Origin of the sequence: Hyphomicrobium denitrificans 1NES1, assembly GCF_000230975.2 — a bacterium.
Classification (GTDB): domain Bacteria; phylum Pseudomonadota; class Alphaproteobacteria; order Rhizobiales; family Hyphomicrobiaceae; genus Hyphomicrobium_B; species Hyphomicrobium_B denitrificans_A.
Genome location: NC_021172.1, coordinates 3,194,048 through 3,219,983, shown reverse-complemented (window position 1 = coordinate 3,219,983; position 25,936 = coordinate 3,194,048). Strand labels below are relative to the sequence as shown.

General features: G+C 60.0%; 25 protein-coding genes. 14 read left to right on the top strand and 11 right to left on the bottom strand.

Annotation, left to right across the window (positions count from 1 at the left end):
- The first annotated feature begins 60 nt into the window (after window positions 1-60).
- Entirely contained in the window at window positions 61-1,209 is a 1,149-nt protein-coding gene (locus HYPDE_RS18890) for a DUF2793 domain-containing protein (protein ID WP_244437700.1), read from the top strand.
- An 860-nt stretch (window positions 1,210-2,069) separates the two neighbouring features.
- Window positions 2,070-2,747, top strand: a complete 678-nt coding sequence (locus HYPDE_RS15415; protein WP_015599446.1) for a response regulator transcription factor — start codon at window positions 2,070-2,072, stop codon at window positions 2,745-2,747.
- Between the two features lie 3 nt (window positions 2,748-2,750).
- Here HYPDE_RS15415 and HYPDE_RS15410 read toward each other — a convergent pair whose 3' ends face one another.
- The 8 genes from HYPDE_RS15410 to HYPDE_RS15370 form a co-directional block, all read right to left on the bottom strand.
- Window positions 2,751-4,115, bottom strand: coding sequence for an ATP-binding response regulator (locus HYPDE_RS15410; RefSeq protein WP_015599445.1), 1,365 nt, complete (start codon window positions 4,113-4,115; stop codon window positions 2,751-2,753).
- The gene (locus HYPDE_RS15405) at window positions 4,112-5,284 is read right to left on the bottom strand and encodes an FIST N-terminal domain-containing protein (RefSeq protein ID WP_015599444.1); all 1,173 of its coding nucleotides are present in this window, start codon (window positions 5,282-5,284) and stop codon (window positions 4,112-4,114) included. The genes HYPDE_RS15410 and HYPDE_RS15405 overlap by 4 nt, the downstream gene beginning before the upstream one ends.
- A gap of 116 nt (window positions 5,285-5,400) precedes the next feature.
- Entirely contained in the window at window positions 5,401-7,137 is a 1,737-nt protein-coding gene (locus HYPDE_RS15400) for a sulfatase-like hydrolase/transferase (protein ID WP_015599443.1), read from the bottom strand.
- Window positions 7,138-7,518: 381 nt separating this feature from the next.
- Entirely contained in the window at window positions 7,519-8,172 is a 654-nt protein-coding gene (locus tag HYPDE_RS15390; RefSeq protein WP_041320554.1) for a helix-turn-helix domain-containing protein, read from the bottom strand.
- A gap of 129 nt (window positions 8,173-8,301) precedes the next feature.
- Window positions 8,302-8,859: a sarcosine oxidase subunit gamma gene (locus HYPDE_RS15385; protein WP_015599440.1), complete on the bottom strand. Its 558-nt coding sequence runs from the start codon at window positions 8,857-8,859 to the stop codon at window positions 8,302-8,304.
- Window positions 8,852-11,836: a sarcosine oxidase subunit alpha family protein gene (locus tag HYPDE_RS15380; protein WP_015599439.1), complete on the bottom strand. Its 2,985-nt coding sequence runs from the start codon at window positions 11,834-11,836 to the stop codon at window positions 8,852-8,854. Before HYPDE_RS15380 ends, HYPDE_RS15385 begins: the two co-directional genes overlap by 8 nt.
- Entirely contained in the window at window positions 11,833-12,129 is a 297-nt protein-coding gene (locus tag HYPDE_RS15375; RefSeq protein WP_015599438.1) for a sarcosine oxidase subunit delta, read from the bottom strand. The genes HYPDE_RS15380 and HYPDE_RS15375 overlap by 4 nt, the downstream gene beginning before the upstream one ends.
- A 12-nt stretch (window positions 12,130-12,141) precedes the next feature.
- Window positions 12,142-13,401, bottom strand: a complete 1,260-nt coding sequence (locus HYPDE_RS15370) for a sarcosine oxidase subunit beta family protein (protein WP_015599437.1) — start codon at window positions 13,399-13,401, stop codon at window positions 12,142-12,144.
- Between the two features lie 115 nt (window positions 13,402-13,516).
- On the opposite strand from HYPDE_RS15370, the gene HYPDE_RS15365 reads away from it, so the two are divergent.
- The 3 genes from HYPDE_RS15365 (at window position 13,517) to HYPDE_RS15355 (ending at window position 16,681) form a co-directional block, all read left to right on the top strand.
- Window positions 13,517-14,482 carry a LysR family transcriptional regulator gene (locus tag HYPDE_RS15365; protein WP_041321414.1) on the top strand — a complete coding sequence of 322 codons (966 nt, stop codon included), beginning with the start codon at window positions 13,517-13,519 and terminating at the stop codon, window positions 14,480-14,482.
- 198 nt (window positions 14,483-14,680) lie between these two features.
- The gene (locus HYPDE_RS18535) at window positions 14,681-15,913 is read left to right on the top strand and encodes a CBS domain-containing protein (RefSeq protein WP_051112013.1); all 1,233 of its coding nucleotides are present in this window, start codon (window positions 14,681-14,683) and stop codon (window positions 15,911-15,913) included.
- Window positions 15,914-15,973: 60 nt separating this feature from the next.
- Window positions 15,974-16,681 (top strand): lysozyme, encoded by a 708-nt coding sequence (locus tag HYPDE_RS15355; RefSeq protein ID WP_015599434.1) that lies wholly within the window; start codon window positions 15,974-15,976, stop codon window positions 16,679-16,681.
- Window positions 16,682-16,716: 35 nt separating this feature from the next.
- Here the strand turns inward: HYPDE_RS15355 and HYPDE_RS15350 are convergent, their stop codons facing one another.
- The 3 genes from HYPDE_RS15350 to flgF form a co-directional block, all read right to left on the bottom strand.
- Window positions 16,717-17,310 carry a hypothetical protein gene (locus tag HYPDE_RS15350; protein WP_015599433.1) on the bottom strand — a complete coding sequence of 198 codons (594 nt, stop codon included), beginning with the start codon at window positions 17,308-17,310 and terminating at the stop codon, window positions 16,717-16,719.
- Between the two features lie 64 nt (window positions 17,311-17,374).
- Complete coding sequence (locus tag HYPDE_RS15345; RefSeq protein ID WP_015599432.1) at window positions 17,375-18,748, bottom strand: FliI/YscN family ATPase; 1,374 nt, start codon at window positions 18,746-18,748, stop codon at window positions 17,375-17,377.
- Between the two features lie 19 nt (window positions 18,749-18,767).
- A complete protein-coding gene (gene flgF / locus HYPDE_RS15340; RefSeq protein WP_015599431.1) occupies window positions 18,768-19,490 on the bottom strand; it encodes a flagellar basal-body rod protein FlgF in 723 nt (240 codons plus the stop codon).
- Between the two features lie 193 nt (window positions 19,491-19,683).
- On the opposite strand from flgF, the gene motA reads away from it, so the two are divergent.
- From motA to HYPDE_RS15295, 9 genes are all read left to right on the top strand, one after another.
- A complete protein-coding gene (motA, locus tag HYPDE_RS15335) occupies window positions 19,684-20,568 on the top strand; it encodes a flagellar motor stator protein MotA (RefSeq protein ID WP_015599430.1) in 885 nt (294 codons plus the stop codon).
- Between the two features lie 85 nt (window positions 20,569-20,653).
- Window positions 20,654-21,622 carry a FliM/FliN family flagellar motor switch protein gene (locus tag HYPDE_RS15330; protein ID WP_015599429.1) on the top strand — a complete coding sequence of 323 codons (969 nt, stop codon included), beginning with the start codon at window positions 20,654-20,656 and terminating at the stop codon, window positions 21,620-21,622.
- 95 nt (window positions 21,623-21,717) lie between these two features.
- Window positions 21,718-22,140, top strand: a complete 423-nt coding sequence (gene fliN / locus HYPDE_RS15325; RefSeq protein WP_015599428.1) for a flagellar motor switch protein FliN — start codon at window positions 21,718-21,720, stop codon at window positions 22,138-22,140.
- A gap of 8 nt (window positions 22,141-22,148) precedes the next feature.
- Window positions 22,149-23,159 (top strand): FliG C-terminal domain-containing protein, encoded by a 1,011-nt coding sequence (locus HYPDE_RS15320; protein ID WP_015599427.1) that lies wholly within the window; start codon window positions 22,149-22,151, stop codon window positions 23,157-23,159.
- A 23-nt stretch (window positions 23,160-23,182) separates the two neighbouring features.
- Window positions 23,183-24,265 (top strand): EscU/YscU/HrcU family type III secretion system export apparatus switch protein, encoded by a 1,083-nt coding sequence (locus tag HYPDE_RS15315; RefSeq protein WP_015599426.1) that lies wholly within the window; start codon window positions 23,183-23,185, stop codon window positions 24,263-24,265.
- A 101-nt stretch (window positions 24,266-24,366) separates the two neighbouring features.
- On the top strand, window positions 24,367-24,702 hold the full coding sequence (locus tag HYPDE_RS15310; RefSeq protein ID WP_244437698.1) for a hypothetical protein: 336 nt from the start codon (window positions 24,367-24,369) through the stop codon (window positions 24,700-24,702).
- A 109-nt stretch (window positions 24,703-24,811) separates the two neighbouring features.
- Complete coding sequence (locus HYPDE_RS15305; RefSeq protein WP_015599424.1) at window positions 24,812-25,189, top strand: flagellar basal body protein; 378 nt, start codon at window positions 24,812-24,814, stop codon at window positions 25,187-25,189.
- A 2-nt stretch (window positions 25,190-25,191) separates the two neighbouring features.
- Window positions 25,192-25,611 (top strand): flagellar basal body rod protein FlgC, encoded by a 420-nt coding sequence (gene flgC / locus HYPDE_RS15300; protein ID WP_015599423.1) that lies wholly within the window; start codon window positions 25,192-25,194, stop codon window positions 25,609-25,611.
- On the top strand, window positions 25,608-25,934 hold the full coding sequence (locus HYPDE_RS15295; RefSeq protein ID WP_015599422.1) for a flagellar hook-basal body complex protein FliE: 327 nt from the start codon (window positions 25,608-25,610) through the stop codon (window positions 25,932-25,934). The genes flgC and HYPDE_RS15295 overlap by 4 nt, the downstream gene beginning before the upstream one ends.
- The last annotated feature ends 2 nt before the right edge of the window (window positions 25,935-25,936 follow it).

Here is a 25,936-nt window from a genome sequence, read left to right as displayed (position 1 = left end):
CGCCTTCCCGGACGGCCGTATCTTGATGCGCGAGGAGAGTTATTTGGATTTGTGCTGCTTATGAACGATACGCCGAACCTTGCCCTGCCCTATATTCTGGCGGCTCAAGCCCAGAAGCACGTAACGCACAACGAGGCCATTCGCGCTCTCGACTGCCTCGTGCAGCTCTCTGTCGCGAGCCGGACGCTGACCGAGCCGCCGGCATCGCCCGACAACGGCAGCCGTTACATCGTGGCGTCAGGCGCCGGCGGCGCCTGGGCGGACCAGGATGGCAAGGTCGCGGCATACCAGGACGGCGCCTGGGCATTTTACGCTCCGAGAACGGGCTGGTGCGCGTGGGCCGTGAGCGAAAGCGCGCTCCTCGTCTACGAAGCGGGAGCATGGTCGGCGCTTCCCAGCGACGGCGGTGAGGGCGGCTCCGCCGATTTGCCGACCGCATTCGACGGCCTCGCACATGTCGGCATCAACGCGACCGGCGACACGACGAACCGTCTCTCGTTAAAGTCTCCCGCAAGCCTGTTCGACAACGAAGGCGCGGGCCATCAGCAGAAAATCAACAAAAAGACGAGCGGCGATACGGCGTCTGTGCTCTACCAGACGAACTACTCCGGCCGTGCCGAGATGGGGCTCGCGGGAGACGATGATTTCCATTTCAAGGTGAGCCCCGACGGTTCGACGTGGTACGAGGCGATCAAGATCGATCGGAGCAGCGGCCGCGTCTCATTTCCCAATTTGGCGCTGAAGCAGTTTTCAATACTTGACCACAGAGCCTTGGGGTGGAGCCTTACAGGCACCACATCCGAGACGGCGTTAGTGAGCGTCCTACTTCCGGGAGGTATCCTCGGCCCCAATGGGGCGGTGCGCGTTACGACTCTATGGACCGGAACATCCAACGCCAACAGCAAGTCAATGAAAGTGAAGCACGCTGCTACTTCTGGCATAGCTGGGAACAATTATACGTCGGCCTCCAGCACCACGACGCCCACTAGCAAAATTCAGACAGAGTTTCACAACCGAAATTCCGTGTCGTCTCAGGTTGGCGGGCTGTCCGCAGGTACAGGCGGGTGGGGCGCGACAAGCCTTGGCCTGACAATGGGTACCGTCGATACGTCGGCCGATAGCTACATCAACATATCGGGGATTCTCGCCAATGCGGCGGACACGCTGACGCTTGAAGCCTATACGATCGAAGTACTTTGTCAGCCATAGCTCCGCACTCAAGCTTATGCTGACGAGTATGAATAGCTTCCATCGACTGATGTTGATGCAATGTGCGTTTTCTTATGGTGTGGAGGAAGTTTGTTATACGATCCGCTAGTCCTGCGAAATTTCATCACCTCAACCATGTCCGATGGAGCAATATCGGCCTATCTCTGTCCATGGTCGAATGAGCGTATAAGGATTGATGTAGGTCCGGTAGCCGATACGATTTCGCCACCATGAAATAATTCGCATTTGTCCGGATGAACGTGGTCTTCCAACTATGTATTGGATGGCAAATATCGCGGGCGTGGCGCCAAGAAGGACACTGGCCGCCGAGCTTTTCGATGGAGGCTGTGTCCACGACCAGTAGGCCAAGTGAAAACACGCAACAATCCATGCCGCAAAGATGCGGACGATATCGGCGCAAACGTAATGCCGTCTGAAATCCAACGTGCCCCTCGCAACGAGGATAAAACGCTAGCGGTTCACAATTTGGCTATCAACGTACCGCCTGGAGACAGAGCGACGCTGTTTCCGGCACAGGGCCATGCTATGGGGCCTCCCGGCAAGATGCTCCCACGATCGATCTAGCGATCTGCCATGCACTGAAAATCGCTTCGGATGGCTGGGCGCCAAGCGTGATTCGGGCGCCCGCGGCGCGCCCCCGGTAAATTTAATTCACAGTCTCAAAATCTTTTGCGTGTGCCCAATTCCTGCTGCATAAGAGCAAGTCGATTTAGAACCAAAGTCGAATTTGGGGGACTTGCCACACGAGGCATGAGTACCCTCGAATAAATAGCCGCGTTCGCGGCTGGCGTGACGCTCAGCGATCCATAAGTTCACGCGCTGCCGCCAGGAGGTGAAATTTGGCCGTACCGGCACGTATCTTGATTGTTGACGATCACCCGCTCTTTGTCGAGGCCCTGCAACGAGCCATCGTGAGTGCGTTTCCCGGCACTGAAACGCGCGAGGCGGTTTCGATCGAGGCGGCGAAGAAAGTTCTCGACAGCAAGATGCCGTTCGACGTCGTCTTACTTGATCTCGCGCTGCCGGGAACGCGCGGTTTCGAAGGCTTGCTCGAACTGAGAAAGCTGCACCCGAGTTTGCCCATCGTGGTCGTCTCGGCCCTCGAAGATCCCCGCATCGTTCAGGATGTCATGCGCTACGGCGCAGCCGGATTTATCTCGAAGTCGGCAGACCGATCTGAGATTGCATCTGCTCTGAAAGATGTTATGGACGGCTCGCTGACGCTGCCGAAAGGCTACAAGCCTCCGGAGGCTCCGACCGACTCCGAGGCGCGCGGCGATCTCGTGCATCGCCTCAAGATGCTGACGCCGAAGCAGTTGAGCGTGCTCCGCATGTTGCGCCAAGGATTGCTGAACAAGCAGATCGCGCATGAGCTTCAGATCGAGGAAACGACGGTCAAGGCCCACGTCTCCGAGATCTTGCGCAAGCTCAACGTATCGTCGCGGACGCAGGCCGTCATCGAGGCGCAGAAGATCGATTTCGAGTCCGTCCTCGGCGAGACGGACGACAAAGCCTGACGTTCACGCCAGAAGATGCTGCATAAGGGCACGTAGCTCGGCCGGTCGCACCGGCTTATGCAACAGCGCGCAATCGAATTGCTGTGCGGCCTCGGCGGTCGCCGGATTGCGGTCAGCAGTGATCAGGATCGCTGGCACCTTGCTTCCGGAACATTGACGGATGCGCGCAACCGCCTCAATGCCGAGCACGCTGCCGTCGAGATGGTAATCCGCAAGAATAATGGCGGGCGAAAACGCCGAATCGGAAAGGATTTCGTTCACGTCGTCGAGGTCGCGCGCCAGCCGAACATCGGCGCCCCATCGCGACAACAACGTCTGCATGGCGCCAAGTACGCTGAGATCGTTATCGATGACGATCAGCGGTCGTGCGACGAGATAGCTGTTATTTGCGGGCAGGGCGTCGGCTTTCGGCTCTGCTTTTGACAGCGGCGCGGCGTAGGGCGCCGTAATCGAGAAGCGCGAGCCGACGCCGACGCGCGATTGGAGCTTCAGATCATGTCCGAGCGACTCCGACATGCGCCGTACGATCGCAAGTCCGAGGCCGAAACCGGCGCCGCCCGACCGTTCCGAAGCCTCTCCGCGATGGAACTCCTCGAAGATACGCTCACGCTCCTGCGGCGCGACCCCTGGGCCGGTGTCCCAGACTTCGATCGCGACCAGTGGTCCGCGCCGCCGCGCCGCCAGCAGCACGCCGCCGGCTTCCGTATAATGAGCGGCGTTGGCAAGCAGGTTCTGCACGATGCGACGCAGCATCAAGGGGTCGGAGCGAACGCCGAGATTAGTCGGCCGCCAACGAAAATCGAGCCGCTTGCGCCGCGTCACGGGCTCGATATTGCACGCGAGCTGCTCGAAAATGGCGCCGAGCGCGACGGTCTGGATGTTCGGCACGAAAACGCCCGCCTCGAGCTTCGAAATGTCGAGGATGCTTGTCAGCAGCTCCTCGATCGTCACGAGCGCGCTTGAAATATTATATGTGAGCTGCTTGTGGTCGGGTTCCGTCTGCGCATCCATCAGCTCGGAAAGCGTCAGGCGCGCGGCATGCAAAGGCTGCAGAAGATCATGGCCGACGGCGGTGAAAAAGCGCGTCTTGAATACGTTGGAGCGCTCCGCGGCATCACGCGCTTCGCTGAGTTCTACGTTGGCTTGCGCGAGCTTCGTCAGAGCATTGTTCAGCTCTTCTGTTCTGATCCGGATCTGCGTTTCCTGATTGATCGCAGTCTGGAAGAGCGAAAATGCATTCGCCTGCTGGTCCATCGACCGCTCGACGCGCTTCATCAGGGCTTCGTTGATTTTGCGCAGCTTGTCGACAGCCCGGCCGAACTCCAAAGGGCTTTGCGGCGAGCGATCAGTCGGTGGGCCGTCCGTCATGGTTCCCGCGGCTTGTCGATCGACGTGGCGAATGCAATTCCGGTGAGTGTTTGATTGAGATGCATGGCGTTGAATTGCTCACCGTAAGTATGGAATCCGGCCACACCGAAACGCTGGTATATTTCCTCAACTTTGTGACGCACTTGCCGACTTTCCGCATCGAGGCGGCGCAAAATGCAATCGAAGCCCAGCACAAAATCGGTGCCACCGAGCGCGGCATCGACATCTTCAAGCGTTTCTAACGTCGTGCGCAGCATATCACGGGGGCGTGCGACCGTGAAAACCAGACCTTCGTCGATGGCACAAAAGAACGACAGAGACCCATCCGGATTCACCGTACGGATACAGCGGCAGTAGTAGTTGCCACCGATCTTCACGACCAGCGGATAAGACGCAAAGCTGTAGGGCCCGAGCTCTTCGAGGCTCAAACCGATCGCCGCCGCATATTCGGCCGCAGCCGGTTCTGCATTGAGCTCGTAGACGATCCGGTTAGCCGTGTCGGCCGCCGTGACGACGAGCTTGACGGGTGTCGGTTCAAAATTTTGCGTTTTAAAGATGCGGATCGGCAGCTCCGTCTCGATGACGAAAAGAATAGCTCCGCGGCGGACAAGATTGTCGCGATAAATAAGCACCGTGTCTTGGAATACGAGCCCGTCCCCCGCCGAGCCGCCGACAAGCTCGATGCCGTCGAGCGACAGACTGAGAGCCGCGATCAACGCTTCTTCGGCGTTCGACAATCCGTCGACCAGCACCAGCGCAAAGATATGCTCTTTTGCAGACCGGCTTGCCGAGCCGATCATTTGGATACGCAGGCGTCGTGCGATCTCGGATGCGCGCTCGACTCCGCCTTTGTCGATCTCAGGAATAACCGCGCTCATCAGGCGGAAGCCCGCTTCCGGGAAAGCGATAAAAACGATGCCGCCCTTCATCATGCCGAGGGGGCCGATCTCGCCCGACGTACTGCACCCTGAAACGAGCGTATCGGAGAAGTCGCGTTTCAGGGCGTCGAGCAGGACTTGAGGATCGTGTTCGTTCGAAAAAAAGACGATGACGTGCTGCAGGATTTCGCCGGCGAGTTCCGAGCGCGCAGCGGCGACCGCCTCACGCGTCGGGAGGGAGCTTGCTACGACGCGGATGCCGCAAGCGGCGCGAGTGGATCTGGTCAACATTCAACGTTCGGCTTTGCTGTGCCGCCTGGTTCGAAAGGTGCTGCATCGGATTATAGACGCAAACGTGCCACAGTGCCGAAATCCCGGCAATGGCGGCAATCATGGTCAACGGCGGGTCATGGCCCGTCAATTAAGCCCGAATCCATCAGCCGGCGGTGGAAGGACAAGATTTTTTTTGACTTCGTGCAGGTGTAGTAGCGCCCACCACAGAGGCTCATGAGATCGAGGCGCGCCTGGTAGGACGGAGGCAGAGGCAATTTGGCCTCATTGAGCAGAATAGTGCCGAGGTATGGCACCTCGACAATATCCTCGTCCGGCAGAGGCGGCGGTTCGTAGTTGACGCCATCGATCGAATAGTAGGTCAGGAGCCCCGGGCTCTCCGGTGTGAGCTGAACATCCTCCGCCGCAGAGCCTTTGTCGAAACCGAGCAGCGTGCGTGTCGCGATCGGCTGGTGGTCGCCATACTGGACAATAAGGAAGCGCTCTTTCGGGAAGCGTTTCGCCAGCAAGGATCGGAATTCGTCATAGTCCATATGCGCCATCGCAAGGCGGCGCAGGTATTCGCTCATTTCCGGATCGGTTCCGGCTCCGCCGCCGGGCACATCCACGTCCGGTGCGTACTTATAAGTATAGGGCAGGTGCGTGGCGGACGTAACGACGAACATGAACAACGGGCTGTTCGACTGGGAAAGGTTGCGTTCGATATTGTCGAGAACGTGCTGATAATAGAAGCGGTCGCGCTCGTTGAAGCGCTTCGCGCCCTGGGCGCGGTAGTCGAAGATGTCCGGAATGCCGATCGTCGAATAGAACCGGCCGCTGGCCACGAAATCCTTGGGCACCGGATAGAAAAGGCTGTTTTTGTAACCGCAGCGCGCCAGCACCTGCGGCACCGCGTCGTGAATTTTCCCTTCCATCAGCGATTGCACGAACGTCCGCATGCCGCCGAATGAATAGGTCGAGACACCGGTCAGCACCGAGAATTCCGTGAGCCACGACGCGCCGCCGTACGTCTCGACGCGCAACTTGTGCAAGCGGCCATCAAAGGATTTGAAGAACGGGTCGAGCGCCGGGTCGTAGTCGATCTGCGGGAAATACGATGGCGGCACCGCGCTCTCCTGGTGGATCAGGATGATGTGTGGTGGTCTTTCGGAAGGATCGCACGTCGCCGGCACCGCGAACGGCGGTAGCGGCTGAGCCTTCAGCGCATCCAGAAGCTGACCGCGCCACAGCGTTTCGATGGTCTCGGACCATGAGGAATAGAACGACGCAAGATATTGGTTGTCCCAGAAAAACAACGTGTTCCGCCGCTCGCCTTTGGCGTAGCTCGCCCACGCCGCAACGGCGACGCACAAAACGAAGAGCACGCTGCTGATCGAGCGCGGTATCCGCGTACCGTCGATCTGCCAAAGAAAAAGCCCGGAGCCTGCCGCCAGCGCCACCATGCCGGCCAGCGCCAGAAGCATCAGCTTATGGTCGACCCACAGGAAAACAATCGTCGACCACGATGTCAGGTAGAAGACGACGTCATAGGCGTGAAGCACCATTTCAATGTAGTGCTGTTTGACGTCTGCCGCGATGACGATCGTCGCGACGAGCAGGGCGATAAGCACGATTGAGAAAAGGGCGCGCCGGGACAGAAACAGCAATGCGCTGAAAAGCGACGCGGTAACCGCCTCTGCGAAAATGATCGTTTCGAGCCAGCCTTCGTAGCGCCAATGGTAATAAATGAGACCAAGAGCGATGATCGCCGTGAGAGCCCACGTAGCCGAGGAGGATAAGGTGCGTCCGCTGAGCCCCGCGCGCGAGCGTCTCCCGGATGAGGCGTCGTAGCTCGCGAGTTGCTCGGTTGCCATGTCGCTGCAACGCAAAATGAAGAACTATGCGGCTGCGCGCACGCGCCACCTGTCAATGTAGTGGGCATGCCTTTTGTGACAGGTCAATGGCCCGATGGTGGTTCGAAGAAAAATAGGGGCGATTTAAGATCCATCCGCCAATTCGGGTATCCGACATACGCGCGAGGGCGGCGTGCTTTGCGACCTCGTTCCGGATAAACGGCTTCTTCGCCAGCTGTCGATCGCGTTCCGTCGGCACGGTGCCTATCGGGCTGTCGACCGGCAACGTTGCGATGGCGTCGAGCTTGCCGCAAGGCAACATCGGCTCCGCGTGTAAAGTATTATCAACTTAAAAAGAAAAAAGATTTTCTCACCAAGAAAACACCGCTCCGGGGCGACAGCCTATTGGCGCGGATAGATGATGACCGAAAGGTATGTCATCGGTGTTTCGATGAGACGTGCCGGACCATGTGGCGCCGCACTGTCGAACAGGATGGCGTCGCCGGCTCTCAGGTGGTAGCTGCGGTCGGCGTGGGCATATTCGACTTCGCCCGTAAGCATGAAAATGAACTCGACACCTTCATGCTGAAAACCCGTGTAAGCGACCGCGTCGTCGGACAACGTAATGAGATACGGCTCGACCACGACATCGCCGTCGAGCGAGTGCCCAAGCAACTGATATTGATGGCCGACTTTGGTGCCGCGGCGACGGATTACGACGCCTTCGCCCGACCTGACATAAGAACAATCGCGGCGCTGCTCGAAGGACGAGAAAAGTACCGTCAGCGGCACGTTCAAGGCCGCCGCAAGCATCTGCAACGTGCTAAGCGACGGCGAAATCTGGCCATTCTCGATCTTGGACAGCATGCCCGGAGAGATTTGCGCCGCAACAGCGAGTTCCGCGACGGTTAATCCGGCCTGCTTGCGATGATGGCGAACCTGATGGCCGATAGCCTGCTCAAGTGTATGTTCCGCGGCGCCCGGCGCATTGGAGCCCGTTGCGAGGGGCTCGGGCTCGACGATAGCCACCTGAGTTTTACGTGTCTTATCCGACATGAATGCCCTTCCACACCGCATCGAACCAGCGGGGCTGGTCCAACGGGCGGGCGCAAATTGGCACGTCTCGGAAAAATATTCTACCCAGCCGTTGTCGCGGCTGGTTCCGGCATGTTGGAATCGGTCAAATCAGGCTGGCCTCGTTAACTTTCCACAGGCATCGGCAAGCCACTCTGAGAACGCGACGGCATAAGTCCGGGCACAAGCAAACTCATATCCGCTGCCGTCGGGAAGTCGCCAGACCATCACTCCGAGGTGGGACGCATGCGTTATGGCGACGTCTCCCCGCTTGAAGACCTGATCGTGAAAATCGATCGCCATGCTCGGCGCAAGCACCTCTGTCGCTTTTTGTCCTTCGACACGGAAGATGACGCGGCTGTCGCTGACGTCGATGATGGACGCGGCGCCTTTGAGTGCCTCCGCAAGATCTACGCTCGGGTCTTTGCCCGTTGAGCGGGGTTCGATGATCAACCACTGCTCGGGGCCGGCCCAGACGACAAGCTTGCCTGATGCTTCGGCCACACGCGCGGTGGCAGGCAGAGATACGCCAAGTGCGGCGCTCGCCCGCTTCTCAAGTTCAGCCTGCATGCCGCGCCTAAGCGCGACGTGCGTGACGGCGACGTCTTCCCGCTTCGAAATCGTCAGGCCGTTGCGCTTCAAAGCCGCTTCGTTTTGAGGATCAGACACGGAGTCTCGCTCCTTCACTATCGACAAATATGGGTGAAACGACTTCGACCAGCGTATCTCCACCGCGTACCGGATCGTACGCGCGGACGATTTCGCCCATGCGGGATTCGGCATTCGCTAGGAAGCCGAGTCCGACCCAATGCCCGTTCGACGGCGAGTAGGCAACCGATGTCATGTGACCTTGATCGTTGGCCGCCGTTGGTTCCGCGTTGCGGCTGACGAAGTGGGCGCCCGATCTCAACCTCGCGGCTCTGTCCACAGGCCTGAACCCGACGAGACGCGGGCGGTTCGGATCGGCAAGCCCGGGGCGCTCCGACAGCACGCGGCCGATATAGTCTTTCTTCTTCGACGCCATTTTGCCGAGCCCGACGTCGGCGGCTGTCGTCGTACCGTTGATTTCCGGTCCGCCGACGTGCCCTTTCTCGATGCGCATGACACCGAGGGCTTCCGTTCCGTACGGCGTCACGCCGAGGTCGGCGCCCTTTTCCATCAGCGTGCGCGCAAGCAGCTCGCCATGCCGTGCCGGCACCGCGATCTCATAGGCAAGCTCGCCCGAGAACGACAGCCGGTAAAGCCGCGCCTTGAGACCGCCGAGCGCCGTCAATTCGGCGACACCCATGTACGGGAAGGCTTCGTTCGAAACATCGAACGGCTTGTCGACGATCCGCGATATCAGCTCGCGTGCGCGAGGGCCCGCAACCGAGTACTGAGCCCACTGATCCGTAGAAGGCACGATCTGCACATCGAGGTCGGGCCAGTGCCATTGCTTGCACAGCTCGAGATGCTGCACGACCTTGATGGCGTTCACAGTCGTCGTCGTAACGAAGTAGCGGTCTTCCGCGAACCGCGCCGCCGTGCCGTCGTCCATCATGATGCCGTCTTCGCGCAGCATCGCACCGTAGCGCGCCTTGCCGACAGGCAGCGTGCTCATCATGTTGATGTAGGCGCGGTCCAGGAACTTTCCGGCATCTGCGCCGTGAACCTCGACCTTGCCGAGTGTCGACACATCGCAGAAACCCACCCCATTCCGGACGCTGTTGACTTCGCGGATGATCGACGTCATCGGGTCCGTTTCGAACGGTTTCGGGAAATAGAGGGATCTGAGCCACAGTCCCGCTTCGACGAATACGGCGCCCTGCGCTTTTGCCCAGTTGTGCGACGGCGTCAGGCGGAACGGTTTGAAATGCTTGCCGCGATGTTCACCGGCAAGCGCGCCGAGTGAAACGGGTGTGTAAGGCGGCCGCGCCGTCGTGATGCCGGTCTCGGGGATCGACTTGCCGGTCAGGTGGGCAAGGATCGCAAGACCGTTGACGCCCGACGTCCGGCCCTGGTCGGTCGCCATGCCGAGGGTCGTATAGCGCTTGAGATGTTCGACGGAGCGATAGCCCTCGCGTTCCGCAAGCGCAACGTCCGCGGCGGTGACGTCGTTCTGGAAATCGACGAAGGCTTTATGCTTCGCACGATCGACATGCCAGAACGCCGCGACGCTGCTCGGTTCGTCGTCCGAGGACGGAACGGCGATCGGTTTTGCGTCGAAGCCGGCAGAGGAAGCCGCCGAGCTTCCGGCACGTGCGCCTTCGGCCAAGCATGACGCCAGTGAGAAGGAACCGTTCGCTGCGCCGGCCGCAGACATGTTCTTCGGCATCGTGCCAGGTACGAAGCCGACGATGTCGTCCCGCCATTGCGAGCGGCCGCCGAGATGCGTGGTCATCTGCATATTCGGGCTGAAGCCGCCGGAGACGACGATCAGATCGCAGGAAATCGTATGAGCAGCGCCCGCGGCATCGATGATGCGCGCGCCGGTCGCGCGAGTCCGGCCAAGCGCATCCGAAACGACGCCACCTTCGAAGACGCGGATGCCAAGCGCTTCGGCGCGCGCTTCGATCGCTTCCGGCAACGCCGATCGCGTATCGACCAGCGCCGCGACCGAGATTCCGGCCGACGCGAGATCGTTGATGGTCGAAGCGCCATCGTCATTGCTTGAGAAGACGACCGCGGTGCGGCCCGGGGCAACGCCATACCGGTTGATATAGGTGCGCGCCGCGCTCGCAAGCATGACGCCAGGGCGATCGTTGTTTCCGAAGACAATCGGGCGCTCCGTTGCACCTTGCGCAACGACGACCTGCTTCGCAATGATGTGCCAGAGCCGCTGGCGCGGCTGCCCGGCTGCCGGTTGGATCATATGATCGGAGACGCGTTCGACCGCGCCGAACGTGCCGCCGTCGTAGGCGCCGAACACCGTCGTTCGGGGGAGAAGGCGCACGTTGGGCAGCGACGCAAGCTCGGCAACGGCGGCCTTCGCCCAGTCGGCCGAACTCTTGCCGTCGACGGAGCGGTTTTCAGCGAGAAGACGTCCGCCGAGCGTGAAGCTTTCATCTGCGAGGACGACGCGCGCGCCGGAGCGGGCTGCCGCAAGTGCCGCCATAAGACCTGCAGCGCCGGACCCGACGACCAGGACATCGCAGAAGGCGTTGGCTTTATCGTAAGTGTCGGGATCGCCTTCCGTCGCGGCGCGGCCCAGGCCTGCAGCACGGCGGATCATCGGCTCGTAGAGTTTTTCCCAGAACGACGCGGGCCACATGAACGTCTTGTAGTAGAAGCCCGCGGAGAACACCGGCGACAGAAGGCCGTTGACGGCCATCACATCGAGCCTCAACGACGGAAAACGGTTTTGGCTCGTTGCCTCCAGCCCGTCATAGAGCTCGACTGTAGTCGCTTTCGTATTGGGTTCGCGGCGCGCGCCTGAGCGAAGCTCGACGAGCGCATTCGGGTCTTCCGAACCGGACGTCAGGATGCCGCGCGGACGATGGTACTTGAACGACCGGCCGACGAGATGGACGCCGTTCGCCAGCAGCGCCGAGGCCAGCGTATCTCCGGCGTAGCCATCATAAGCCATGCCGTCGAAAGAAAATCTGAGGGGCTTCGAACGGTCGACGAGACCACGCTTCGAGAGCCGGAACGACTGATCACCGCTCATGCTGCACCTGCAGTCGATTTGATGCGCTTCGACGCGACGTCTTCGGCAAGTTTCACGTCGGAAATTTCGTGCGTGCGCGTATCACGCGTGACGACGAGCCAGGAGTGGCATCCGGCCTGGTGATACCAAAGCTCCTGTGTCGGACCGGCGATGTTCCGACGCTCGTAAGCATAGGCGTAGAATTCGCCCGCCGCATCGGGAGACGTGGGGTCGGGGCGCGTTACGCTCGCGTCGCCGAGATAAGTGAATTCATCGAGGGCACGTTCGCCGCAATGCGGGCATCTGATGCGCATGATTCCTAGCCTTCAGTGCAGATTGGGTTGGTTGCCCATGCCCTTTTCATCGATCATGTGACCGGTGCGGAAACGGTCGAGGCGGTAGCCGCGTGCAACTTCGTGCGGTTCATTCTTCGCAATGAGATGCGCGAAGCAGAGACCAGAAGCGGGCGTTGCCTTGAAGCCGCCGTAGCACCAGCCGGCATTGAGATAGAGCCCGGTAATCGGCGTTTGATCGATGATCGGCGAGCCGTCCATGCTCATATCCATGATGCCGCCCCAAGAGCGCAGCAACCGGACCCGGCCGATGCGCGGCATCAACGCCATGCCGCCTTCGATGACGTCCTCGACGACTGGTAGATTACCCCGCTGCGCATAGGAATTGTAACCGTCGAGGTCGCCACCGAAGACAAGCCCGCCCTTGTCGGACTGACTGATATAGAAGTGACCCGCGCCGAACGTGACGACGCCGTCGACGAGCGGCTTGATGCCCTCAGACACGAAGGCTTGCAGCACATGACTTTCAATCGGAAGGTTGAGGCCCGCCATTGCCGCAACGCGCGAAGAATTGCCGGCGCATGCGAGGCCGACTTTTTTCGCCGCGATGAAACCGCGCGTCGTCTCGACGCCGCTGATACGGCCGTCGGCAATCCGGAAGCCCGTGACTTCCGTGTTTTCGATGATGTCGACACCAAGCCTGTCGGCGGCGCGGGCATAGCCCCAGGCGACCGCATCGTGGCGTACAGTGCCGCCGCGCTTCTGCAGCAGCCCGCCTTTGATCGGGAAGCGTGCGTCGTCGAAGTTGAGCCACGGATACATGCGGCGGACAGCTTCGGTGTCGAGCAGCTCCGCATCGACACCGTGCATTCTCATTGCGTTGCCGCGGCGAGCATAGGCGTCGCGCTGACCGTCCGAATGATAGAGGTTGAGAACGCCGCGCTGCGAAACCATCGCATTATAATTGATGTCCTGCTCAAGGCCTTCCCAGAGCTTCATGCTCGTTTCGTAGAACGGAACGTTGCCGGGAAGCAGGTAGTTCGAGCGGACGATCGTGGTGTTGCGGCCGATATTGCCGGAGCCGACCCAGCCCTTCTCGATGACGGCGACGTTCGAGAGGCCGTAGCGCTTGGCGAGGTAATAAGCCGTTGCAAGGCCATGCCCACCGCCGCCGACGAGAATGACATCGTAGGCAGGCTTCGGACTGGCCTTGCGCCAAGCCGGGCGCCATCCGGACTGACCCCGGAGCGCTTCAAGCAGTACTGAAAATATCGAATAGCGATCGGACGGCATGGCTGTTCTTCAAGTCCCTGTCGCGGATGGCATGGGTCGTCCTCGAAACCAACGGATTGCCTTATACATCAGCCAGTAATTGACCTTAATATAAGTCATTCTTATTATGCATGGCATGACAGTTCACCAAAGCCGCCTCCCGTTCGACCTGCACGCGCTCGAAGCCTTTCTGGCCGTGTGCGAAGCGCGTTCGATGGCGGCAGCAGCAAAGAAACTTTCGCTCACGCAACCTGCGATTTCCCAGGCTATTGCAGATCTCGAAACGAAAATGCGCGTAAAGCTTTTCGACCGCAGCGTTCGGCCCATTGCGTTGACGCCGGCGGGCGAAATCATGCGCCAACGTGCCTCCGCTCTCCTGTCGGAAGCGCGACAGATCACGACGGCAATCCGGCACACGGCGCGTGGTCGGTTGGCGCTCATACGTGCGGGATTGGTCGATAGCTTGTCGCGGGCTCTGACTGGTCCTGTCGCGTCGTTTCTGGCAGAGCACGCCGAGCAAGTGTCCGTTCAATCCGGTTTGACCGCCGCGCATGCCGGCGCGCTATTGACTCGCAACCTCGATCTTTTCATCGGGGTCGACGACATGAGCGATATCGAGGGCTTGGATCGTTTCGAGTTGTTGAATGAGCCCTATATTTTAGTCTTTCCAGAAAAAGCAAAAGTGCCGCGATCCATTGCGGATCTTGCCCAGGCGGCAGATCGGCTTCCGTTCCTGCGCTACAGCGCCCGTTCAAGAACGGGGATCGACATCGAACGGCACCTCCGCCGATTGAACATCGATTTTCCGCACGGGCTGGAATTCGATACGCCGTTCGGCGTGACGGATATGGTCGCTCGCGGCAAAGGCTTCGCGATTTCAACCCCAGTTTGTGTCGCCGAAACGGCGTTCGACGGCAACCGCATACGCACGGCCCCGCTGCCGGGCCCGAGCCTGAGGCGGACCTTGACTTTAGTCAGCCGGAGACAGGAACTCGGCACTCTGCCGCGCGATCTGACGCGCGCCTGCAAAGTAGCTCTTGAGCGTTCGGTTATCGCCGGCCTCCGCGAGACGATGCCCTGGCTGCGCGACGAATTGCGCTGAGACGGGGCCGGTTGAACGGGCCAAGCAAATCCCGCTCAGACTTCGCCATCCCGCATTGCGGCAGCGAATCCGGGCGCGTCGATCGGCCCGCATTCCACGCTCAATTTACGCCTTGTTTACAGACTTTACGTCGCGTTGGCGGGGACCGGAGCTAGGTGTACTTAAGTCGACCGGACCTTGGGTGATGAACGGCAGCAGATGACACTTCAGGTCATTATTATTCGCGCAGACGGCGCGCTCGCGGAAACTGAGGATGTCCGCTGGCGGGCTTTTGCGAAAGCCTTCTCGGAATCCGATTACCAGTGGTCTTGCGACCGCGAAGGCTTTGCGCTGACGATGAAGCTCGGCAGCAGCGAAGCGCGCATGGCGCATTACGTTCGCTCTCTTTTGCGCGGTCGGCCCGAAACCGAAGACTTCACTCTACTCATTCAAGCGATGCACCGGCGTGCGTCGAAGATATTCAGCGAAATGCTGGCCGATAGCCGCATCGAACCGCGTCCCGGGATTCGCGAACTGGTCGTCACGGCGCGCGCCGAAGGATTGCGCCTCGTTCTCGTCTCAACGCTGGCGCGCCGAGACACGGAAAAACTTCTTGAAACGGTTCTAGGGCAGCGAGGACGCGAAGCATTCCATCTCGTCGTCGCCGATGAGGCTCGATACAGTGGCGATTGCGAGCGTCTTTATCACGATACGCGGACGCAAATCGACATCGACCCGAGGCATTGCGTTGTCATCGAAGCAGGGCGAATTGGGCGGGAAGCCGCGGGTGCGGCAGGCTTTCCCGTCATCACGACACGCAGCGCGTTTTGTAAGGAAACACCGGCGTTCGGCGCCGGAACTGTGGTGGTTGAGAATCTCCCGGATCTCATCTCCGGTCCCGACCGTCACCGCCTCGATCTTCTGAATTCTGAAAATAGAGCTGCCCTGTTGTCGGCACTGCAACGCCTGCATGCCGGTAATTGCGAAGGACTGGCTGATCTTGATTGGACCGATCAGATGCGCGTTTCCGATATTTTGAAAACCAAAGGCTCGGCGGTTAAGACCATCGAGCCGAACGCAACTTTGCGTGCCTTGGCGCACAGTTTCAGGAAAGAAGCGGTCGGCGCCATGCTTGTCCTTGATGCCGAGGGCAAGCTGCAGGGCATTGTTTCGGAGCGCGACCTGGCACGGGCGATCGACGACTTCGGCATTAGCTTGCCGGAAATGCGCGTGGCCGATCTCATGACACGATCGGTGGTGACCTGTGCACCGGAGGATAGGGTTGCAATCGTCGCGAACGTCATGACGCAGCGCCGAATCCGTCATTTGCCCGTCGTGGTGAACGATGCGGTTGTCGGTCTCATCAGCATCGGCGATGTGCTTAAGCACCGCTTGGATGAGGTGCAACTTGAAGCTGACGTCCTGAGAGACGTCGCCCGCGCGCGGCGCTAGCTCGGGCGCCGGCCGCGCCAAGACCAGTTTGCTGCAAGCTCCGCATGGCAAGCATGGCTCATGCTGGACCAGAGCTATCTCGACGCCATAAAGAAATTCGAAGGTTTTTCAGCCGAAGCCCGCTGGGACTATGCGCAGAATTCGAACGGCTATGGGACGCGCGCCCGTTACGCCGGAGAAGTCATCGACAAGGCGGAAGCCGATCGCCGTTTTGAGGGCGAGATCAAGAAAGCCGCCGATTTCGTCGACCGCTTCGCCCCAGGACTTGATGACGGCAGCCGCGCGGCACTGACATCGTTGACCTACAACGCGGGAACGGCCTGGACCGAGAGCGGCCTCGGAGAAGCCGTATCGAGCGGAGACATGGACAGGGCGCGCTCCCTTTTCCTGCAATATCACAACGCCGGAGGCGCGGCCGTCGACGGACTCGTTCAGCGGCGGCTGCAGGAGGTCGCCTGGTTCGACACGGGGGCAGACGACGCGCAAACGACGAAGTCGGTCGTCGCCGTCTCGCAGCCGCAGAGCGCCGCGCCGGCGACGGAGGCGGAAACCTCGGCCACGTCGGATTCGCTCGTTTCACAACCGGGAAGTGTCGTCCGTCTCGCCGCCAGCCAGACGGACATGCGGTCGCCGTCTGAACGCGCCTTCACCGATCTGAGCAGCGATCCTGCATTGCTGGCGCTACTCGCTCACATCGGCAAGAGCCAGCCGACGCGCAGCTCCGATGACAAGACAGCCGAGCCGGAAGCTCTGCCGCAAGCGGTCTGATGAGGCACGAACGTCAATCGCAAATCGACAGTTCGCTATCGCGCCATCCACTGGACGATGAGCGCGAGAAGCCAAAGCAGCACGGCGACGATACTCGCGAAGCGTAGAGGCAAGGCGCGGCTAAAGAATGCCGAGAAGGTTCCGGTGCTGCGGCGGGCCGCGTTGATATTTTCGTTTACAGCGGGAGATCGTCCAGCCGCAACCGCCGCGAAGCGCTGCACGAACGTCTGCAGATCCGCGGAGACGACGGAAGGCATCTCCCGCATTCGGATCTGATCGTTCGCCATCGCGGGTTCTGGCAGAACGGAATCGTCGCCCGGAATGAGCCCGTCCGCAGCATACTTGGCCGCCACCCGCTTTAAAGCATTGGCATCGCCATCCGCTGAGTCTGCGGTTTTCGGCTGCCCCGTGGGCGCGGCCTCGATCGCATGCAATTGCTCGTCGAGCAGCGTCAGAAGTACCGTTGCCACGGCTTTGCTATCGTTGACGATTGGCTCGGCTTTTTGTTGCGCTGCGGATGCCGTCGTCTCTGCGGGCGGCTCCTCTTGCCTGCGAAAAAGCTCTCGCTCGCCCTTCATGAGGGCGCTGTTGGCAAGCAGCCGCCCGACAGCTTCGGCATTGGTCGCCACGGGTGTTCCACCTCAAGGTGCGGCCTACGCGTCGTGCCGAATTCTCTTCTAACCGCTATCGTCTTTAACGGGACGAGGGAGAATTCGAACGCGGTGGGCTCGGCAATGTTTGAGAGAGAAACGCAAAAACATCCTCGACTGGAGGTTCGTTGAGATCCTGCTTCAAGGCTTCGTAAAGGCGCGGAACGATATCGAGCGCCCGATCGAGCGTTATGTCACTGCCAGGCCGGTAGCCGCCGATGGCACGGAGATCGCGCGTATCCTCGAACCGAGAAATGCTCTCGATCAATTGCGTTGTGTACTGAGCCTGCTTTTTCGTTCGGATCTTGGGTGCGAGGCGTGACAGGGATACCAGCGGGTCGACGGCCGGCAGCCGTCCCTGGCTTGCGATGCTGCGATCGAGCACGATGTGCCCATCGAGAATTCCGCGTGCGGCATCCGCGATCGGATCGTTATGGTCGTCGCCGTCGACGAGCACCGAAAGCACGGCCGTGATCGTGCCTGCCCCCTCTTCGCCCGTTCCGGCGCGTTCCAGAAGCCGCGGCAGGGCACTGAAGACACTCGGCGGATAGCCGCGCGCGACGGGCGGCTCGTCGGAGGCAAGCGCCAGCTCGCGCATGGCGTGCGCATAGCGCGTCAACGAGTCGATGATCAGCAGAACATTCTTGCCCTGGTCGCGGTAGTATTCGGCAATGCACATCGCGGCGCTGGGCGCCAAGCGCCGCATCATCGGGCTCTCATCGGACGTCGCGACGACGGAGACGACGCGATCGCGTGAGGCGCTGAGTGTATCGTCGAGAAAATCACGAACCTCGCGGCTGCGTTCGCCGACGAGCGCGAGGACCGTCACGTCGCTTGAGGGCGCGCGGCTCAGCATGGCGAGCAACGTCGATTTGCCGACACCGGACCCGGCGAAGATGCCGATACGCTGGCCGGCGCAAATCGGCGTAAATAGGTCGATTGCCTTGACGCCCGTCGTAAGAGGATCACCGAGACGGCTGCGTCGCATCGCTGCCGGTGGGCTGCCCTGGATCGGAACGGCCCGATCGCCGACCGTAAGTGGCCCCTGATCATCGATTGGGTGGCCAAGCGCATTGAGCGTCCGCCCCAACCAGGAGCCATGCGGCGATAGCGTCAGTTGGCCCGACAGCGCGGTGACGCGCGCGCCAAGCTCGATCCTGTGGTCGGCAATGAACGGGGTCACGTTGATGACCTGCGCTTCGATGCTCGCAACCTCCGCCAGCACCGATCCTCCGACGCCGGAAATCGACACGGCATCGCCGATTGAAACGAATTTCGAGAGTCCCGTAACGACAATGTAAGTGGGACTGATGCGCGCTACTTTGCCGGATATCCGGTGCGCGGGGCGCCGCGCCGTCGCACACGCCAGCATGGCGTCGAGGCGATCGAATGATGTTAGCGAGGCTGTTGCTGTCACGGGCTAGCCCTGTGAACCATCATGAGCCCGCAAGTGTCTTCAACGAATCCTGCAGCGATGATTCGGTTTCCCTCAGCACGTTGCTGACGGCATCGAAGCTTCTCTGAAGCGTCGTCAGATGGGTCATTTCAAGAATGGGGTTGACGTTCGATTTCTCGACGTAGCCCTGGACGATGCCCGTCCGTAAAAAGTCGATCTCCGGGACAGGAGGCTGATCGGAAACGACGGATGCGCCCTGCGCGCGAGTGAGATTCGCCCCTTGCGGCATGACATAAAGACCGAAAGCGCCGAGGTTGTTACCGTCCTGCTCGATCGTACCAGCCTTGTTGATCGTTATACGTCCGCCCTGGGGATCGAGCTGGACTGGTGTCCCGCCGGCGTCGAGGAAGGGATCGCCCGCGAGGTTCGTCAAAACACCGTCAGCGCGCATTTGCATGCGTCCGTCGCGCGTATACGCCGTGCCTGTCGGCGTTTGTATCGCAAGCCATGCATTGCCCTTGACCGCGATGTCCAGGGGATTGTCGGTCTGGGTCAGCTCACCGCCTTCGGTCGAAAGATGGCTTTGGCCCTGAGAAACGAAGCTGACGGAAGTCTGGCCGGATTTGGAGACGAGTTCTTCAAATGACATTTCTTCGGTCCGAAAGCCTGCCGTCGAGGCGTTCGCCACATTGTTTGCGACGGTATCGAGCCGCCGCTGCAGGGCGAGTTGTGCGGAAAGCCCGACGTAAATATTCGATTGCATGGCTCAATGGTCCCGCAGGCGCTCTCGGAATCCGAAGCGCTTTTCCAGTCCTGGCGCCCGGAATTTAACGGCGCGAACTTGTGGGGGACTGACGCCGGACCCGGATCAACGCCAGGCTGGCGGGCGGGTAAGTCCCGCGCAAGCCGAAGCGTCCCTTATGGGATCTTCGATTGAATCTCTTGAGGGTGCCCGCGTGACAATCATCATCGGCCTATTCATCACCCTGGCGTGCATGTTGGGTGGCTTCACGGCCATGGGCGGGCACGTCATGATTATCTGGCAGCCCTGGGAATACGTCATTATCTGCGGCGCGGCACTTGGCACGTTCGTCGTTGCTAACCCCATGAAAACAATCAAGGACGCTGGCAAAGCATCCATTCAGGCGTTCCGCAACGACGTGCCGACGATGGACGAGCACATCGAACTGCTGTCGCTTCTCTTTTTCATGATGCGCGAATTGCGCGACAAGTCGCGGGCCGAGATGGAAATGATCATCGACGCGCCGCAGGAGTCGGAGGTGTTCAAGCGCTCCCCGAGCGTGACTGCCGATGAAGAGTTGACGACGTTCATTTGCGACTATTTCCGCCTGATCATCATGGGCAACGCCCGTACCCATGAGATCGAATCGCTGATGGACGAGGAGATCGAGACGGCGCGCCACGACAAGCTCAAGGCCTACCACGCGCTCGTCGCCGTCGGCGACGGCCTCCCGGCTCTCGGTATCGTCGCCGCCGTGCTCGGCGTTGTGAAGGCCATGAGCGCGATAGATCAATCGCCGGAGATTTTGGGTCACCTGATTGCGTCGGCGCTCGTCGGCACGTTCGCCGGCATTTTCTTCTCTTATGCCGTCGTCGGACCGCTGGCCACGAAGGTCAAGATCGTGCGGGAAAAACGATTGAGGTCTTACGTCATCGTCAAGCAATCGCTATTGGCGTTCATGAACGGCGCCATGCCGCAAGTTGCGATCGAGCACGGCCGTAAAGCCATCTCCGCTTACGAGCGGCCGACGATCAATGAGGTCGAGGCAGCGACGATCAGCGGCGCCGCGCGGGCGGGTGAAAGCAAAAAGGCAGCCTGATGATGTCTTGCAGCACCTCTCGTAGTTCGAAGACAGTAGTCTCGGCGCGGCGGGATGGTAATCGATCGTCGGGGCAGGTTGTGCCGTGACCGTCGACGCATCCGCCAAGCTGCTGGCTGCACACAAATCTTTAGAGCGCGCCCTGTCGGCTGGTCAGAACCGGCCTGACCGGCTTCCCGGATTGCAAGTAATATTCGGTCAGTTGCCGCGCGTGATGGTCGAAGAACTCGGCAATGTTTCGTCGTTACCGGTGAAAGTACGGCTGCTCGATCTGTCCGCCTCGACGCTCGGAGAAACCTGCAATCTCCCGCCGAACACCTACGCCGGAGTGGTTCGGGCCGAGCGCTGGCGTAACTGGCTTTATTTCATCTCCGACCCGAAGCTTACGGCACTCTTCGTTGAGTCGGCGTTGGGCTGCGAGGGTATACCGCCCGACGGCCTTGCAAAGCGCAGACTGACCAAAACTGATGCCAACATTCTTCGCGTGATGTTCAGGCGCGTTGCGCGGTCTCTGACGCACGCATTTTCGCTCCTCGTCGATGTGCAGCTCGACGTTGGCAATGTGGTCGACAAGATTGAAATCGAGCCGCAGTTGAGCACAGCGTCTCCCGTTATCACGGCACGATTGTCGGTCGAATACTTCGGACAGTCGGGCATCTTGACGATCGTCATTCCTCAGGTCGCGATCGAGCCGGTTCGCGATCTGTTGGCCACATCGCCGACAGGAGAGGCAATCACGGGCGCGCCCTCCTCATCTAGGCTTCACAATGACTCCACGTGGTCGAAGAAACTTTCAGAAGAGATTGCTCGTGCCTTTATCGATCTCAACGGTGTTCTTGAGGAACGCCCGATCGCCCTTGGAGAAGTCCAGCGCTTCGCGGTCGGTTCCGTCGTCGAACTTACGAGCACCTCGTTAGCGCGCGTCCGACTCGACGCTGATGAGATCCCGCTTTTCTGGTGCGAACTTGGCAAACGCGATAGCGCGCTGACGTTGCGGATCGAGGACGATTTCGATCAGAACAAAGAGACGGTCGATGAATTTTATGGGCTGTAGGGAACGCACCCCACAAGGCTGCGGCAGGTTTCAGCAGCAATTATCGCGAATCGGCGACTAAGGAAACGAAGGCACAGGCGATGGCGGCAAGTGAAATGGACGAAACAGAACACGGGGGCGAGGCAGCCGTGCAAGACTTCGATCAGCCCTTTGCCGGCATGGCTGCGACCGCTTTCGCGGAGAGCGACAAGCCTGAAGGGTTTTCGGACATCATGCCAAGCGCTTCCGAAGCCGCAGGCATGGGCGAACCGCACATCGAAGTCGATAACAGTGCCATGATCGCGGGATTGCCCGTGATGATGAAGGTCGTGCTCGGCTCCGCGAAAATGCCCGTCGCCACTCTGGCGAAACTCGCGAAGGGCTCGGTCGTCAAGCTCGACAAGATGGTCGGCGATCCTGTCGACATTCTCGTGAACGGGCATTTGATCGCCCGCGGCGAGGTCGTCGTCCTCAATGAAGCATCGTCGCGCTTCGGTGTTGTGCTGACGCAAGTCGGCAAGCTCAGCCCGGGCAAGTAGGCGGTCCCATGATGCCGCGAGACGTCGCCTCCGATTCACACGGATCTTCTCGTCCTCTGACGGGAGCCGAGAAAGTCGGCGTCCTTCTTCTCGCCCTCGGTAAGGAAAGGGCAAGCGGCCTCCTGAAAAAATTCAACCCGGAAGAGCTGAACATCATCGTTCGCTCGACCGAGGTGATGCCGACGATCTCGGCGTCCGAGCTTGAAAAGATCGTCGAAGAGTTCGAAAGCCAGCTTGGCCTCGGCACACCGTTCGTCGGACGCCCCGAAGACGTGAAGCGGCTCGTAACCGACGTCATTACGGAAAACAAGTCGTCACTGGATGCCGATTCTTTCGTGACGCATCAGGATATCTGGGCACGGTTTGCTGCGCTCCAGGACGATGTCTTGCACGCGTATATGCGCGCTCAGTCGCCGCAGGTTGCAGCCTACTACTTGGATCGCCTTGGGAGCGAGCGCGCTTCGAGCATTCTGAAGAAATTCTCACCCGCCGAGCGTAATGATCTGATGAATCGGATTCTGGGGCTCGGTCAGGTAGCACCGCAAGTCATCGAGTCGCTTGAAACATCGCTGCACGAAGAGCTGTTCGATAATGACCGCCGCTCGTCCGACAAGCACATCACGATGGCCGGCATTCTGAATAACATGGACAAGGACGAATCGGCGGCCGTTTTGCAATACCTCGCGTCGATAAAGCCGAAAGACGCCGAAGCCATACGTAAGATGCTGTTCAAGTTCGAAGACCTCATCAGACTCCCGGCTCGGGCCATGACCGTACTGATGGATGGCATTCCGGTCGAGCGTACGGTTATTGCCCTGCAGGGCGCGGATGCGGAACTCCAGGACAAGGTCTTGGCCGCGCTGTCGCCGCGCGCTCGCCGCATGGCCGAAGCAGAATTGCAAAGTCCCGCTAACGTGGCCGCCCGCGATATTGCCGAGGCGCGGCGCGCGATCGTCGATTCGGTATTGCGCCTTTCGGCGGAAGGCACCATCGAGGTTCCCTCTCAGGACGCTGCTTAATCCGATAGCGGCAGGATCTTTCAGTGTCCGAACAAGACCAGCAAAGCCGGACAGAGGAAGCAACCGACAAACGGCTCGCGGATGCGCGCGGCGACGGCAATGTCCCGGCATCGCGCGAAGTTCCGAATTTCATGTATTTGATGGCGGCGCTGCTGGTTATCGCGGTGCTCGGACAGACTTTTGCAAGTCACCTCGGCAGCCTGCTTGTGGGGTTGCTTGCAAATGCCGGATCGATCCATCTCGGAAACGGCGGCGACGTGATGCTGCTGTTCGATGTCGTCGGCAAGGCAGCCGCGGGCGTAACGGCGCCCATCATCCTGGCATTCGGCGCCGCAGGCGTTATCGCCTCCGTCGTGCAGAATCCCCCCGTTCCTGTCGCCAAGCGCGTCATTCCCGATATCTCGCGCCTCTCTCCAAGCAAGGGCTTGAAGCGCATCTTCAGTCTATCAGGCCTTGTCGAATTCATGAAATTGTCGCTCAGGCTGATCGTCGTCGTTGTGACGAGCGTCGCGATCCTGATGTATATGTGGCACGATTTCACGAACTCGATCTGGAACGACCCCTCGGCAATTCTGGCTTTGTCCCAGAAAAGCGTGGTCGCGCTGCTGACGGCCTTGGCGCTGTTGTCCTTTACGCTTCTGATCTTCGATCTGCCCGTCGCGCACGTGCTGTGGCGACGCTCTCTGCGCATGGCTCGGCAGGAAATCAAGGACGAGCAGAAGCAGATGGAGGGCGATCCGCACATGAAGGCGCGGCGCCGCTCGATTGCCAGGGCCCGGACGCGCCAGCGCATGTTGAAAGGCGTGCCGCGGGCAACGATTGTGATCGCCAATCCCACGCACTTCTCCGTGGCGTTGCGCTACGTGCGCTCGGAAGGCGGGGCGCCGCGCGTCGTGGCCAAGGGGCAGGACATCATTGCACTGAAGATTCGCAAGATCGCGGAAGAAAATGGCATCCCAATTATAGAAGACAAGGCTCTCGCAAGGTCCCTCTATGCAAAAGTGGAGGTGGATCAAATGATCCCCGTTGAGTTCTACAGAGCCATTGCGGAAATCCTGATCCGTCTGCAGGCGCGACGGAATCGCCAAACCCCCGTCCGCGCCTGAAGGGACGTTCGCCGATGATACAGAAGGTTAGGGTCGACCACTCTTTTGAACGTGAGAGGATTCTGGGCGATAGCGTCCGGAGCGTCGCGGCCGATCTGCGGTTGATCGACCTGCCCGATATCGTCACCTATTTAAAGTCTGGGCAGATCGGCAGCGTCGGCGCGCTTGTGCAGGCATCGATCGAGCTCTCCTTCAAACCCGAAACTCTGAAGTTCGGCCATTCGGGAGATGTCTATCTCGACTGGGGAACGGAGCCGTGCGTATCGTTTGATATGGAATTCCACCACCAGGCCATCCACGTTTATTTCCGCCTGCTGCTTGAAGCGGAGGAGGCTGGCGTTGAGATCACCTACATCTCTTTCGAGGGCGAATCACTCGGGCCCGATCAGAATACGAATCGTCTGCATGATGCGCTGGGCGAAGCCCGCCTGAACTAGAGACGAAAGCTGACATCCTGCCTCATGATTTCTGCCCTCCGGCCATTTGTTCAGGTCGACGCAAGCGAGCGCATGCAAACAGGGTAGGGCCATATCGAGGATCCGCCTAATGCAGCCCCTGCAACTCTTTGACCTGGCATTTCGCCAAAACGAGTGGCTTGCGCAGCGCCAGTCGGTGATTTCCCAGAACGTCGCGAACGCCAATACGCCTGGATACAAGGCGAAGGACGTCGAAAGCTTCGAAGAAGCGATGCGCAAGTCCGTTCCGATGGCCGTGACGAATCCCGATCATTTCTCACCCTCCGGCGATGGGACAGTCCAGGCTCGCGACAATGATCCCTATCAGGCCGAGGTCTTGGTATCCGGTAACGACGTCAGCCTCGAGCAGGAATTCCTCAAGTCGAATGACGTGATGCGCAGTTACAGCACGAATACGCAGATCCTGAAGACATTCGCGAACATGCTGCAAACGGTTACGAAGGGCTAGAGATGAGCGATCCTCTCCTTGCATCCGCAAAATCCGCAGCTTCAGGACTCTTTGCACAGTCAGCCCGCATGCGGGTTGTCTCGGAAAATATCGCGAACGCCTCGACGACCGGCAAGACGCCCGGCGCCGATCCATACCAGCGCAAGACGATCAGCTTTCACAGCATCATGGATGAGAATGCTGGCGTAGACGTGGTGCAAGTCGACCAGATCTCACGCGATGAAACGCCATTCGAAACCCAATACATGCCCGGCAATGCGGCAGCCGATGCCAACGGCATGGTCAAGATGCCGAACGTCAACATGCTGGTTGAGCTCGCCGACATGCGCGAAGCGTCGCGCTCCTACACGGCGAACACGCAAGTCATCAAGCAAGTCCGCGAACTCGTCTCAATGACCATCGATCTGATGAGGTCGACATGAGCTTATCGATTGCGATGCTTTCGCCCGAAATCAATCGCATAGGCGGCGCTGCGGCATCGGCCGCCCCAGCGGTTGCACCACCGGCGTCTCCCGGCCCCGCGCCTCAGGCCGATTTCGCCGACACGCTCGCGTCGATGGCGGCGGATGCAATCTCGACGATCAAGGCCGGCGAAACGACGGCAACAGCCGGTATGAAAGGGCAAGCGTCGCTGCAGCAGGTCGTGCAAGCCGTCATGATGGCCGAGCAGACGCTTCAGACGGTGGTGGCGGTCCGCGACAAAGTCGTGAGCGCTTACCAGGAAATCAGCCGAATGCAGATTTGAGG